We start from the raw sequence: 14,335 nt of genomic DNA, 5'->3' as shown, positions 1-14,335 counted from the left end.
ACAGCATACATTTTTGACAAGGATACATACAATTATTCGGGCACTTTCACATTCTTACAATCTTTCAAGCGAATCACAGAGAGTTCACTATCCGGAGATTGCAATGCAGAGTCGGTAATTTCAAGTCCGTTTACATCTTCAGCAACAACCGCATGCCGTTCTTCTTTATCACCAATGGTTGAGAGCTTCATATTTATAAAACGAATATTGTCAGCATGTCGTATATAAACTCCATAAGCAGGTAACATCATGCCGAACATTCGATTCTCAGGATAGGCTTTTTCAACCTCCGGTACTTCTACCATCGTATCCGAAACTTTTCCTCCACCTTTCAACTTAAAGTCTATATCACGAATCTCCACATTGTCAACACGAAGTCCGGGAACACCTGTAATGGAACTTGCAACATAACTGGCAGAACTTGCTGTGATATTCTTTATCAATACATCCTTCAGATAAGATTTCTCTGAAGTTTTACGTCTACCCAAGCGAATAAATAGGGGTGTCTGCACATCTTCCATCGTCAAATCAGAAATGACAACATCTTCCATAAAACCACCGTCAACCACTTCAAGGGCCATACCCGCTATACCAGTAATCGGATCAGAAACTCCCGGAACACGTTTTTCCCAAAAACGAAGCAAAGATCTGCTACATTTATGAAGAGTGCAATCAGAAACCCGGATATTGCGAAATCCTCCGGCACTGGCAGTACCAAATTTAATAAAATTACAGTTAGAAGACAGGTCACAATTCTTCACTGTAACATTCTCGACCACATAATCCGGGTCTTCACTCTTGAAACAGATGGCATCATCATCTGTATCAACTACACAATCTGTGATAGTAACATTCCGGCTCTCAATATCAAAGCCATCATTATTCCAGTTCGCATGTCCTTCCACATACACTTTACTGATATCAACCCCATCACAACGCACAAAACGGAATGTCCAAAACCCAGAGTTTGATAATTTTACTCCATTTACATAAACCTTATTACAATCGAGCAGGAGTACCAGAGTGGGACGGTTCGGAGCATCATTTCCTTTATTAAAAGCCGATCCATTACCATCTATCTCTCCCTCACCTGTAATTGAAATATTGTCTGCTCTTTCTGCAAAAACCAGAGCTTTGCGTCTTCCTTTATCAGGATAATCAGCAATATTCTTACTACCCAGAATCGTAGCACCTTTCTCCAGATTTAAAGTAACATTCTTCTTCAACACCAGTGTTCCGGTCAGATACTTTCCGGCGGGTAAAGATACAACGCCTCCCCCTTGTCTGGCACAGTCATCAATCGCTTTTTGAAGACCAGTAGTAGTTAAGGTCTTCCCATCCGTATGAATCGCGTATTTGTCTGTTATAGGTTCCGAACTATTCTGTTCTTTATTGGTACAAGCCATAAAGAATAAACAGAAGCAAAACAATCCCCATGTTATAGTATCATTCATTATTCCAATTCTTTAAATGAATGAGGCTGCGGCAAAATAATATTGACACAGCCTCATCATAGTTATTAATTAATTAGCTGCAGGTATTACAGTCACTGTCCATTGCTTCACGACCGTTTTACCCGGTGAAGTCACCGTATATGTACGGGGAGTAGAATAATCTTGGAAACCAACAGCCATACCCGGAGTCAGGGTTGCTCCCGCAGAAATGGTTGCTATCATCTTCAGATCAGTAATATCAGCGTCTTTTTTCAGAGTAACCATGACAGTCCCAGCTTCAGAGTCAATCTGAGTCTTATCACTCATAACCCCCTCTGCCCTATTATATACTGTCACATTTGTAATCTCTGCTTTTTCATAAGCTTCGTCTACTGCATAGTCATCATCTCCACATGACACAAAAGTCAGCGCCAAAGCAACGAACATAAAAAATAGTATCTTTTTCATCTTATAGCTACTTTTAAATTATACAATCATCATTTACCACAAAGGATTCTGATCCAAATTAGGATTCTTGTCACGTGCAGACTGTGGAATCGGCAGCAAATAATCGCGAGGAGCCATGAACGTCTTTTTACATACGAATACCGTTTCATAAGTAGGCACAATTTCTCCATCAGCTCGTTTTATATAAGTCACAAGGCAACCTTGCGCATCCTTATTCAACACTTCCTCACCAATCTTCCACCGCTGAATATCAAACCATCTTTTACCCTCAAGAGCCAGTTCTATACGACGTTCATGACGAATACGTTTTCTCATTTCACTTTTGTCCAAGCCTGCAGGAAGTACAGGTTGTCCGGCACGGGCACGTATTTCATTTATTGCACCATATACTTCAGCAGTCGGTCCATTCACTTCGTTCTCTGCCTCGGCCAAAGTCAACAATATTTCTGCATAACGCAAAACGATAAAGTTATGTCCGCCGCCTACACCACGCCCACGATTATCATAGCCGCATAGCACATCCTGATTCATGTATTTCCCAATGTAATACCCGGTTTTTGTGCATGAAGGTTTACCAGCACTATACATTCCGTTGGGGTTCTCCTTCAGATTCAGATTGCCCGGAGTATTCTGGGCTGTATACAATATCTTGTTTTTCCAAGGTTTTCCATTGTAATGGAGAGTTGCATAGAAGCGCTTGTCACGATTCTCATAAGGAGCTGCGGCATGTTCCGGATTATTCCAATCAAAAGGTTCACCGGTAGCCATTTCAAATTCATCAGCCAGACTTGCAGTCGGGTGGTCTTTGCTCCATCCATATTCAGCCGGTGTGCCGGGCTCAGGCGGAGCCAAAACAGTCTGTGCACTCGACCATCTATACGGATATGCAAACTGGATATCAAAAATAACTTCACTATTGTGTTCATTATCCTCATAAAACATCTCAGCAAACCCGTTCTGGTACAAAGAATAAGTACCTTTCAGATCACCACTAACTAAAACACGGGCAGTTTTAGCCGCATCTGCATAATATTTGGAATCTATGATTCCGGCTGCATATAAATAAGTGGCCGCCATCATGCCCAACGCAGCTCCCTTAGTCGCACGCCCTAACTCGTCATCAGGCACCGTCACCGGTAAACGATCGGCAGCATTCTGGAAATCAGAAATAATGAACTGCAATGTAGCCTCCGGTGTAGCACGAGCCAGGAAAATATCATCCGTATTGCGATCAAGCGGTTTGTCAATCAGTATAGCCGCTCCATAATAACGGAATAATTCCAGATAGAACATCGCACGCAGAAAGTACGAATCTCCCATCAAGCGTTCTTTCACATTAGCAGGTAGCGGAGAGTCCGGCAAGTTCTTCAAAGCAATGTTAGCTCTACGAATAGAAGAATAACGATTACCCCATCTGTCAATCGGAGCAGAAGAAGCATTGAAGTCAAACAAATTCCATTGATTAGACGCCTTCTCACCAATCTGGATACAATCATCCGTAAACAGGATATCGACAGCATGGTCGTTCAAGCCATTTACGCTATAATAAGGTCCATCCAAGTCTCTGTAAACTTTACTCATAAACAGCATAGCACTTGACTCTGTCAACCAGATACCTTCATCGGTAACAGAATTCGTTGGTTTTATATTGTCCATAAAATCCGTGCACGAAGCATTCAACAAAAGTATGGAACAAAGGATACCATATATTATTTTTTTCATAATTATATTGCATTAAAAGGTTACACTTACACCAAAAGAGCTGATAATCTGTTGTGGATATGAGTTGAAAGCTTGGTTTTCAACGTCAAAGTCGTCAGGCATTTTGCTATAAATGGTCCACAAATTATAGAAATCAGCATATAAACGTAAACTCTGCATCTTGGCTTTCTTCAGTAATTGCGGTTTAAAAGTATAGCCAATCTGCAATGATTTTAGTTTCACATAAGCAGTATTTACCATCCAGTAAGAGGATGTTTCATAGTTCTGGTTACGGATAGAGGCAGACAAACGCGGATATTTTGCATTTGGATTCGGATTAGCTTCTGTCCATGAATCCAAGTGTTCACGGCGTGGATGAATGGCATCCTTGAATGGATAACGAACATTACGGTCTCCATTGCTACCCAAATAATAGTCAGAACCACCAGCTCCCTGAATGAACATACTGAAATCGAAGTTCTTATATTCCAAACGAAGGTTATACCCCCACATCACTTCAGGAGTCTCGTTGAAACCAATAATAACCTGGTCTTCACTATCAATCTTACCATCACCATTGATATCCACATACTTGATATCACCAGGCAATACGCCCTTCTGATAAGCCCAGTTATCAATATCTGCCTGATCCTTAAATAATCCGGCAGCTTTATATCCCCATGTGCGTCCACTCGGTTGCCCGGTCTTACGCTTTCTTGGATTATTCTTGGTTCCGGGAGCTTCACGAATCTCAATCTGCTTATCACGAGTAAACCCGAAAGAAACCGAATTAGACATCTTTAATCCACAATTGAAAGTATAATGGCTACTCAATGCTGCATCAAAACCATACCTTTCATCTTCACCAGCATTTTCTTTAGCCAGGCCAATGCCATATTCAGAAGATACAATCGCATTCGGACTCAAAATTTTATCCGTGCGCTTATCCCGGTATACATCAAACTCAGCAATCAACAAATCATTCCAAAAATTTATGTCTAAACCTATATTAGCTTTCCAGACTGTTTCCCAAGTCAGGAAAATATTAGGTTCAGCCCCCTCCACCAAACTCTGCAATTGGGTAGGGTTTTTGCCGAACACTGCACCATTTTCAATTTTATATTGTGAAAGATAAGAAAATGCATCACCGACAGGATTACCAGATTTACCATAAGAAGCTCTCAACTTTAAGTTATTGATAAATGAGAAATTATCTTTTATAAATGATTCCTCAGAAAGTCTCCAACCCAAAGATACGGAAGGGAAAAATGCACTTCTACGGTCAGGAGCATATTGGTAAGTCTGGTCATAACGTCCTGCCAATTCAAGCATATACTTCTGGGCATAGTTATAGTTCAGACGCATAACATACCCCTGTTGACCAAAGCGGGTGGTGGTACCGGAGTTGCTGATAAATTCCGCAACCGGACTACCCATATTCAATTCCGGAATCATAAAATCATAGTTCTTTCTACCGGCTTTGGTTTCTACCGTATTACCCCATCTCCTTTCAAATACACCTAATACACCAACCTCATGCTTACCAAATCTTCTTTCATAATTCAAATGAGCCTGAATAGTATAATAAGTCCATTGCTTATTTGTGATGTTAAGAGACGGTTTCGCTTCACCACCTTGTTGTTCTTCAATTTCACCAGCATCATTATAGGCATAAGCCGTGAAAGGATATTGCCATTCTTTTGCATCATAAATCTGACGGTCGTAACTGAATAAAGCTTTTGCAGACAAGCCTTTCAGAAATGGCAATTGCTGATCTAAAGAAACTGTTATATTCTGAAAGTTATTATTGTATGTCTTATCAGCTCCATCATGCACTCCCATATACATACTGGAACCACCACCCTGCATGGCTGGTTTTCCGCCAACCATATTGGGGACTGTCGGAGCACACAAACGATACAAGTCTTCCATCATCTTTTTGCCATCATAATAATGGCTCTTTTTAGTATCGTAGGCTAAATTGATATCAACACTCACTTTAGTAATGTCTATCGGATGGAAATCAACATTAGAACGGAGATTAAATCTGTCATATCCGGTGTCTTTACCCATCATACTGCCCTGATACATATATCCGAAAGAGGCGAACGCATTGATAAACTTATTACCACCACTCAGAGAGACATTGTGACGAGTAGTAGTGGTAGTCTTCATGTACTCATCCATCCAGTCTGTATTTTTGTAACGGTCGTCAGTACCATCCTTATACTTCTGCAACAGATCATCACCATATACTTCTTTGTCACGTCCATCCATTCTCAACGCTTCATTGTATAAGGTCAATGCATCATAAGCATTCAGGAAATCAGGAGTATTCATCGGGGTCTGGAAACCAACCGAACCATCATAAGTCAAGGTTACTTTACCTTCTTTTCCTCGTTTCGTATTAATCAGGATTACACCATTGGCCCCTTTCAAACCGTAAGGAGCAACCGCAGCAGCATCCTTCAGAACAGAAATAGATTCAATATCAGCCTGGTTTACTTTTTCCCACGGGCGTTCGATACCATCGACCAGAACTAGCGGTTTATTACCACGCAACAACACAGTCGCTGCATCTTTTCCCGGCTCACCGGAAGTCTGACGGGTAATAATACCCGGTATCTGTCCTCCCAACTGATTGGACACATTAGCAACAGGAGCCTTAATCTTATCCCCCTGTACGGTGGCAACAGCCGAGCTCATTGTCATACGCTTCTGGGTACCGTAACCAACCACCACCACCTCATCAAGTAATTGGGTGTCTTCCTCTAAAGTAATAACCAGAGGTGCTCCAGCCGTAGCCTTCATTGTTTTGGTTTGATAACCAACAAATGAGATTTCTATTGTGGGATTAGAAACATCAACAGGCAAATTAAAGTTACCGTCAATATCAGAGATAGCGCCCTGCGTGGTTCCTTTCACTTTAATTGTTGCACCAATGATAGACTCACCTTTTGCATCCACTACTTTTCCTGTTAGTTTTTTAGCAGTTTGCATAACACCTTGAGTACTTGCCACAACTTCACCGATGTGTGTCTGATTGTCTTTAGCAGCATAAACGTCAGCAGTTGTAACTAAGCCAAGCGACAAAAGTGTCGCCATTAAAATGGATTTCTTAGAAAATGGCATGATATCTTTCAGCCAGTAATGCCTAAGAATCATTTTCTTTTGGACATTGAGTTTGTTTCGCATAATTGTGTATTATTAATATTAGAAATAGTTCATTAAGAAACTTACCAAAGTAGAGTATAATAAAGAATAAATTCTTCTTACTCTAAGAAAATCAAGGAGAGTGTTTTTCCATACTTAAAAATATATTAGAGGTTAAACAAATGTTTTTCTACTTTCCGAAAGGAGCGGATGAATCATGCACATGCAGTCTTCACCCTCTCGCTTTACAAAAAATCTTTTTTACCTTAATGTGCAATCAATGCATATTGAAAACATACTAATTATGTTGTTTCTATCGGCAAAGTTAGACGATTAATAGTACATAAGTACATCCAATATCGCCATTAATATGGCAAAAACGGACATATTGAGAAAACATACATTTTGGGCGAAATTGGACATGCATTATGTAGTGAGCCGGTGCTTCAGATGTGTTTAAACTATATCAGAATCGTATCTACTCCCTACCATCTCCCTATATAAAACAAGGAGAAGGTAGATAATAAGTGAGGAGAAAATAAAAACTTTCATTCAGTTTGGACACGCCCTCCTTCAATTATTTAGTTTTAATTTCAAAATGATAGGTACCGGTTAGCAATTCGATGCCATTTCCTTTCTCGCGCATGGCAAATAAAGTAGCAGCTTCTATCTCTTTACATTTTATTCTACAAGACTTCTTTAGATATAAGGTAGCAGAACTGTTTGAAGGAATAGTAATCGTATATTGCACCTTACCCCTGTTCTTTTTCCATGATGAAACTATTTCTCCATAAGGGGAAATATGACTTGCCTCAAAAGCATCCAAACCTGCTACAAAATTGGGTCTTAACATAATATGTTTGAAGCCGGGCATTGAAGAATCAGGGTAAAGTCCTCCCAATGCTTTATAATACCAAGCACTAATTTCTCCAAACATGATGTGGTTTAATGAAATATCTTTTTTCCCATCAATACGCCAATTCTCATAAAGAGTAGTTGCTCCATTCTTTATCCACCAGCCCCAGGACGGATAGGTCTCTTTAGAAGCAAGTTGATAAGCCAAATCTGCATATCCATTCGCACTCAAAGCATTCAGAATAGTTTTACTACCCAGTAAGCCTACATCCATACTGCCGTCTTTACTCACTTTCTCTGCTAAGTTATGAGCCACCAATTCTTTCAGATGTTCAGGGACTATTCCCCAATAGAGTGGTGCGCTTAACTCTGTCTGACTTCCACCACAATAAATACCTGTTCCCTCATTCAGAAAGCGGGCATTGATGCTATTCTTTATTTTTTGCGCTAAAGCAGAATACTTTTCATAATCTTGTTGTTTGTTCAATATTCTGGCTGCTTTAGCCAGAATATCCGTATCGACATAATAATAGATGGATGAAGTCAGCTCTTTGGAGGAATGTGACTTTATAGGAATCCAATCTCCTAATCCCCAGTCCGTGATGCCCGAAGGGTATGTATAATTCAGATAATCCACATATCTTCTGATATTGTCATACATAGATTCAAGCAAATGTTTGTCTCCATAGAACAGGTAAATATTCCAGGGAATAATAGCCACCGTACTTGTCCAGTCAACACCATTCCCCCAATGATACCCCCATCCGGCAGTAGGAATAATGGCAGGGAGCACTCCGTTAGGGGCTTGTTCATCTTGGTGGTCGGCCATCCATTTTTCATAGACCGTGATGCCATCATAATTATAAAGTCCGGTCTCGATAGCAATATGGGCATCTCCCGTCCACCCATTCTTCTCCCGTTGGGGGCAGTCCGTAGGATAGCCAAACAAGTTTGACAGGTATGCAGCATTCGTCGCCTTCCATATCTTATTCAATAATTCATCAGATGATGAGATTCTGCCGGCAACAGGAACATCACTGTGCATGAAGTAGGCTTTCAAGCTATTATCAGTCAGTTCAACCGGCTCGCTACTTGTTACTTCAACATACTGAAAACCTTTATAATTAAAACGGGCACGAAATGTTTCTTCTCCCATACCACTCAGAATAAAGATATCCGTTTGAAAAGGATCTGAATCATCTGTAGGGCGATAGTGATAATCAATATTAGACATATCTGCTCTATTATTTTCTCCGATTCTCTCAGAATGCTTCAAACGAACTTCCGTACCAGGTTTTCCTTTGATTGTCAATTGGCTGACACCTGCTATATTCCTGCCCAAGTCAAATAAATAAATAGAATCGGAAAGTTTAATCATCTTTGCCGGACGGAGCATCTCCACGTCCCGGATAGGATGCATCTGCTGCGACACAATCAGAGGTGACGGAGCGGAAGTGCAACTTGCATTTTTCCATTTCTTATCATCAAATCCCGGAGTGTTCCAATCAGGTTGTTCCAACCGTGCATCATAGTGTTCAGCAGTATAAATACTATTGAAAATAACCGGACTCAAAGAGGTTTTCCAGTCTTGACCAGTAGAAATAAATTCTACCTTTCCGTCGTCATATACCACACGGATATCCATACAGAATTTAGGCCTGCCACGCCAAGGCGCCTGATCGAAGTTCCACACAGCAGTAGACTGGTGATTGTACCAGCCATTTCCCAACAGTACACCAATGGCATTATTTCCTTGCTTCAATAGTTGCGTTACATCGTGTGTCAAATATAAAGTACGTCTATCAAAGCGAGTATATGCAGGGTCCAGACGATGATCTCCAACCCGTGAGCCATTAATATAAAGTTCATATAATCCGGCAACAGCAATGTATGCACGGGCTTCCCGAATAGTACGTTTTGCATCCCATTCTTTTCTAAAATATGCAGCGGGCTTCAGATGTATATTATGGGTATCTGATATCCAGTTACCCTTCCAGTTGTGTTCATCCATTACTCCGGTTTCAAAGTAAGTTACGTCACTTGTATACATCTTATTACTATCCCAGACACACACCTTCCAGTAATATCGTGTATAAGGTTGAAGTTTTTGTCCGGCATAAACAGCCAGAACATTTGATATAGTCTGTTTACCGGAGTTCCAGCTATCACCCATCCCCTGAGCAACCCGAACGGAATCTGTGCCTACAATAACCTGATAGGCTTCCTGAACATCAACATCAACTGGCAATTGCCAGCTCAAACGCGGAGAAGGCACATCTATTCCTAACGGGGCAACTAAATATTCACAGCGAAGAACATTAAGCTTCCCTATTGATCCGGCTAATAATGATAGATGAAATAATGAAATAAAAAAGAATACTGATAAGATTCGTTTCATAATATAGATTACTTTTTTAGTGAATGATACAAAAATAGGCAATAATCAATATAGTAATATCTACAAAAGTGCCAATAGTATACGCTGACATGACAAAGAACGTGCCCATCTTCGCCATTTTTGTATGGTTATCGTCCTAAGACATAATTATACCATTTTAAAGCATATTTTTCAGATTGAAGCACAGAAAAAAAACATATCTTTGTTTGCATCTAATACTTAAATAAATATGAATAGCCCCATGAGAAAACATACATTGCTGCTTTTATTCTTTTTTTCTTGTTTAACAAGCAACATTTGTTCGTACAATCTGAGACAGATCAGTAATCGGGACGGTTTATCCAACAGTTCTGTCACTTGCCTGTTTCAAGACGACGAACGTTTTTTATGGATCGGAACATATGACGGGCTTAATATGTATGACAGCCGGAATATCTATATTTATAAGCCCGATATCAACAACCAAAACAGTTTATCAAGCAATGTTATCAGAAATATTATAGAAACAGACAGCATTTATCTGTGGATCAGTACCAAGTGGGGACTTAACAAGCTATCGCAACAAAGCAATACCATAGAGGCGTATTACAATGAATTCGGAGAAAACTCTTATATGGCTAAAGACAGCCACGATAATTTGTATGTTCTTAGCAAACCGGATGTCTTGTCTTTCTATTCTAAAGTTGAAAATAAATTTATCGACCTTCCTGTACATAAAGGAATAGAACATAATACAGTATTGGGTATGCTAATTGATGCACAAGATACTATTTGGATCAATCACCAAGGAGTTCTGGAGAGATATACTGTATCTGACACAGGCTCTGATCAACCCAACATTAAAAGGCATAGTGATTTTAAACATGCTCAGCCCATAGAGTATGCATTCTACCATAACGAGAAAATCATCATAGTCGATTCTATCGGAGACATTTATTATATAACAACCCAAGGCATTCATTTTGTTAAAAATCTGAATAAGCTTATTAATGAGAGCGGGGAAATCGGCTCTATTATTTTCGATAACGATGATCTCCTCATTGGTTTTAGAACGAACGGCCTTATTCGGCTCGATGCAGCTAAAGGATATGAATTAGAAAAAATAGAAATTAATTGTGGGGTATTCTCATTATGGAAAGATGAACAACAAGACATTATCTGGATTGGTACAGACGGGCAAGGCATATATGCATGGACCAAAGATGAGTACGCTTTCAACAACCTGTCATTAAATCAATTACCCATAAATAAAAGAAGACCCATCCGGGCTATTCATACAGATCAACAAAACACTCTGTGGTTGGGAACTAAAGATAATGGCATCATCAGAATTAAAGATTACGATGTTGCCCAGGAATATTCGACAGCTAATGTAACCCATTTCACTGTCAAAGACGGATTAACCAATAATGCAGTCTTTGCTTTTACTGAAAGTAAGAGCCATCCTATATTATGGATTGGGTCGGACGGTCCTGAACTAAACTATTATTCATATCGGGACAACAAAATACACTCGCTTATCAACAATACCAACTCTAGAATTGCACGTGTACATTCCATGAGTGAGACCTGCGACTCATTGCTATGGGTAGGTTCTGGAAGCAGATTGCTCCGAATCAGTATTGAAGCACATGGAAATACGATTAAAGCCAAAGATATACGTACCATTTATTTCAGAGTCCCCAACAGACAGCAGTACAATCAAATATATTCCATTTATCCGGAGAATGATTCTATTCTCTGGATTGGAATGCGGGGAAATGGAGTCATTCGCCTGAATACGCAGACCGAAGCCTATCAGCTTATCTCATTCGATAAAAACGGAATAGCTCCAATGAATGACATTCTCTGTATACATCAAGACAAAAATAAAATTATATGGATAGGCAGCAGTTACGGCCTCACCAGATTGACCTTATTACCCAATGGTGAATACGATTATAAAAACTTCAATGAAAATGAAGGATTACCTAATAATACAATACATGGTATCGCAGAAGATCCTCAAGGTAACTTATGGTTAAGCAGTAATACTGGTATCATTCTATTTGATTCACATAAGAATACATTCCGAAACCTTAATCATAAAACAGGATTAAAGGTAATAGAGTTTAGTGATAATGCTTACTTTCAAGACAGTACAAAAAAACGATATTTCTTTGGAGGCGTAGATGGTATTGTATGGATAGAAAATGGGGAAAAAAAGAGAAAAGATTTCATTCCGGATATTTTCTTTACCAAGCTCAGGATATTCAATAAAGATTATAACATATCCGAATTTGAAAAAAGCAAAGGTAATAAAAGAGAAATTGTATTGAAGCACGATCAAAATTTCTTTGCTGTTTCTTTTGTTGCCATGGATTTCATCAATGGAGAAAATAGCAAGTACTCCTATAAACTGGAAAATTTTAGCAATGTATGGATGGACACGCGCTCCAATGAAGCGCAATTTACCAATATTCCTCCCGGTAACTACATCTTGCGAGTGAAGTATGATGATGGGAGCAGTAGTAATGAAAACTTAACTCAAAGTATATACATCACCATCCTTCCCCCCTGGTACTGGAGCATTGCTGCTCAAACAATCTACGTTCTACTACTTATAGGAGCAGGGTTAGGTCTTTTCCGATATATTCGTTGGAAGTACGAACGGAGGAAAGCTTCTATCGACAGAAGGCTGAAAGAAAAATATAAAGAAGAAATGTATGAAGGGAAGTTACGTTTCTTCACCAATATTACACATGAATTCTGTACTCCGCTCACACTTATCTACGGACCATGCGAAAGGATACTCAATTATGAACATAGTGATGACTTTATAAAAAAATATGCCCAGATTATAAAATCAAATACCGAGCGGCTTAACAGCCTGATACAAGAAGTCATCGATTTCCGCCGTATGGAAACCGGTAACCAGATATGCCACATACAAGAATTGAATATCAGCGAATTGGGCAACGGAATCATTGAATCATTTGATGAATTGGCCGAACAGAATCGAATTCAGTTGGAAACAGACATCACTCCGGATATCATTTGGAGAAGTGACCACAACGGCTTTACTAAAATCCTCAATAATCTTATTTCCAATGCTTTCAAATACACACCGGAAAATGGGACTATCCGTATATCCATAAAAAAAGAAGAAGATAAACTAAGCATTAAAGTGTATAATACGGGGAAAGGTATCAGTAAAGAAAACCTTCCGTTAATATTTAACCGGTACAGTATACTCGACAACATCAAAGAAAATAGTATAAAAGGCTTATCATCCAGAAACGGATTAGGGCTTGCCATTTGCCAGAGTATGGTAGAATTGCTACATGGAACCATTAACGTAGAAAGTGAAGTAAATCAATATGCCCAATTTATTGTGACTTTGCCTGCGCTTGAAACCACAGAAAAAATGGGAAATATACAACCACATGAAATTGCCAAAGTTGAACTGTCCAATTATAAAACAGAGGTAACACTGCCCGAAACAGTCAATAACGAAGAAGAAACTAACCAACCGGAAAACACAATACTGATTATTGATGATAATAAAGAATTGTTGTGGATGTTGAAAGATATATTATCAAATGAATATGCAATCTTAACTGCCGAAAACGGAGAGGAAGGGTTGGAACTATTGAAACAAGAAACTCCGAATCTGATTATCACAGATATCATGATGCCTAAAATCGATGGAATCACCCTGACTAAACAACTGAAAAACAATAAGCATACTGCACACATTCCATTGGTAATTCTTTCGGCCAAGAATACAACCGATGAGAAAATAGAAGGTATAGAATCCGGAGCGGATGCTTACATTCCCAAACCTTTCAATACACAATATCTTAGAACCATTATCAAACAACTTATAAAAAAACAAGAAGAGTTAAAGCAATACTATAACTCTTCTGCAAGTGCATTTGACTATAGTGGAGGACAGTTATTACAAAATGAGGATAAAGAATACCTGCAAACCGCTATAGAAATAATCAATAAAAATATGGATAATGCAGAGTTCGGCCCTGACGAATTAGCCGAGGCGATGCAAACCAGTGGCAGAAATTTATACCGAAAGTTCAAAAAACTGAACCAATCATCTCCCAAAGATTTCATAAAAGAGCAAAAAATGAAATATGCTGCAAAATTGCTGTTAACAACAACATTAAATATACAAGAAATCATGTACCGGATAGCGGCTACCAACCGGTCGCATTTTTATAAAGAATTCGCCAAACGCTATAATCAAACTCCCAGGGAGTATAGGGAAGCCAATAAACAAAAAGATGATTCTCTTGTTTGACGAGTTCTTTATTTCTTAGCAATCACTACG

The 14,335-nt window shown here is 39.3% G+C and carries 6 protein-coding genes; 1 reads left to right on the top strand and 5 read right to left on the bottom strand.

Going from position 1 to position 14,335, the window contains the following annotated elements; genetic code table 11:
• Positions 1–32: 32 nt before the first annotated feature.
• The 5 genes from BWI44_RS05025 to BWI44_RS05005 all read right to left on the bottom strand — a co-directional run bounded on the left by BWI44_RS05025 (position 33) and on the right by BWI44_RS05005 (position 10,008).
• Positions 33–1,454 carry a glycoside hydrolase family 28 protein gene (locus BWI44_RS05025; protein WP_138293128.1) on the bottom strand — a complete coding sequence of 474 codons (1,422 nt, stop codon included), beginning with the start codon at positions 1,452–1,454 and terminating at the stop codon, positions 33–35.
• Between the two features lie 69 nt (positions 1,455–1,523).
• Entirely contained in the window at positions 1,524–1,901 is a 378-nt protein-coding gene (locus tag BWI44_RS05020; RefSeq protein WP_007661792.1) for an SGBP N-terminal domain-containing protein, read from the bottom strand.
• Positions 1,902–1,934: 33 nt separating this feature from the next.
• Positions 1,935–3,623, bottom strand: a complete 1,689-nt coding sequence (locus BWI44_RS05015; RefSeq protein WP_195209010.1) for a RagB/SusD family nutrient uptake outer membrane protein — start codon at positions 3,621–3,623, stop codon at positions 1,935–1,937.
• A gap of 12 nt (positions 3,624–3,635) precedes the next feature.
• The gene (locus BWI44_RS05010) at positions 3,636–6,797 is read right to left on the bottom strand and encodes a SusC/RagA family TonB-linked outer membrane protein (RefSeq protein WP_195209009.1); all 3,162 of its coding nucleotides are present in this window, start codon (positions 6,795–6,797) and stop codon (positions 3,636–3,638) included.
• Between the two features lie 535 nt (positions 6,798–7,332).
• A complete protein-coding gene (locus BWI44_RS05005; RefSeq protein WP_195209008.1) occupies positions 7,333–10,008 on the bottom strand; it encodes an alpha-L-rhamnosidase in 2,676 nt (891 codons plus the stop codon).
• Positions 10,009–10,249: 241 nt separating this feature from the next.
• On the opposite strand from BWI44_RS05005, the gene BWI44_RS05000 reads away from it, so the two are divergent.
• Complete coding sequence (locus tag BWI44_RS05000) at positions 10,250–14,305, top strand: hybrid sensor histidine kinase/response regulator transcription factor (RefSeq protein ID WP_195209007.1); 4,056 nt, start codon at positions 10,250–10,252, stop codon at positions 14,303–14,305.
• The last annotated feature ends 30 nt before the right edge of the window (positions 14,306–14,335 follow it).

Source organism: Bacteroides sp. Phil13, assembly GCF_001940965.1.
Taxonomy (GTDB): Bacteria; Bacteroidota; Bacteroidia; order Bacteroidales; family Bacteroidaceae; genus Bacteroides; species Bacteroides intestinalis.
The sequence above is the reverse complement of the archived record's forward strand: the minus strand, read 5'-3'. Positions and strand labels throughout refer to the sequence as shown.

Coding starts and splice junctions, on each gene's coding strand:
- BWI44_RS05025 (WP_138293128.1), bottom strand. CDS start 1,454: ATGAATGATACTATAACATGGGGATTGTTTTGCTTCTGTTTATTCTTT.
- BWI44_RS05020 (WP_007661792.1), bottom strand. CDS start 1,901: ATGAAAAAGATACTATTTTTTATGTTCGTTGCTTTGGCGCTGACTTTT.
- BWI44_RS05015 (WP_195209010.1), bottom strand. CDS start 3,623: ATGAAAAAAATAATATATGGTATCCTTTGTTCCATACTTTTGTTGAAT.
- BWI44_RS05010 (WP_195209009.1), bottom strand. CDS start 6,797: ATGCGAAACAAACTCAATGTCCAAAAGAAAATGATTCTTAGGCATTAC.
- BWI44_RS05005 (WP_195209008.1), bottom strand. CDS start 10,008: ATGAAACGAATCTTATCAGTATTCTTTTTTATTTCATTATTTCATCTA.
- BWI44_RS05000 (WP_195209007.1), top strand. CDS start 10,250: ATGAGAAAACATACATTGCTGCTTTTATTCTTTTTTTCTTGTTTAACA.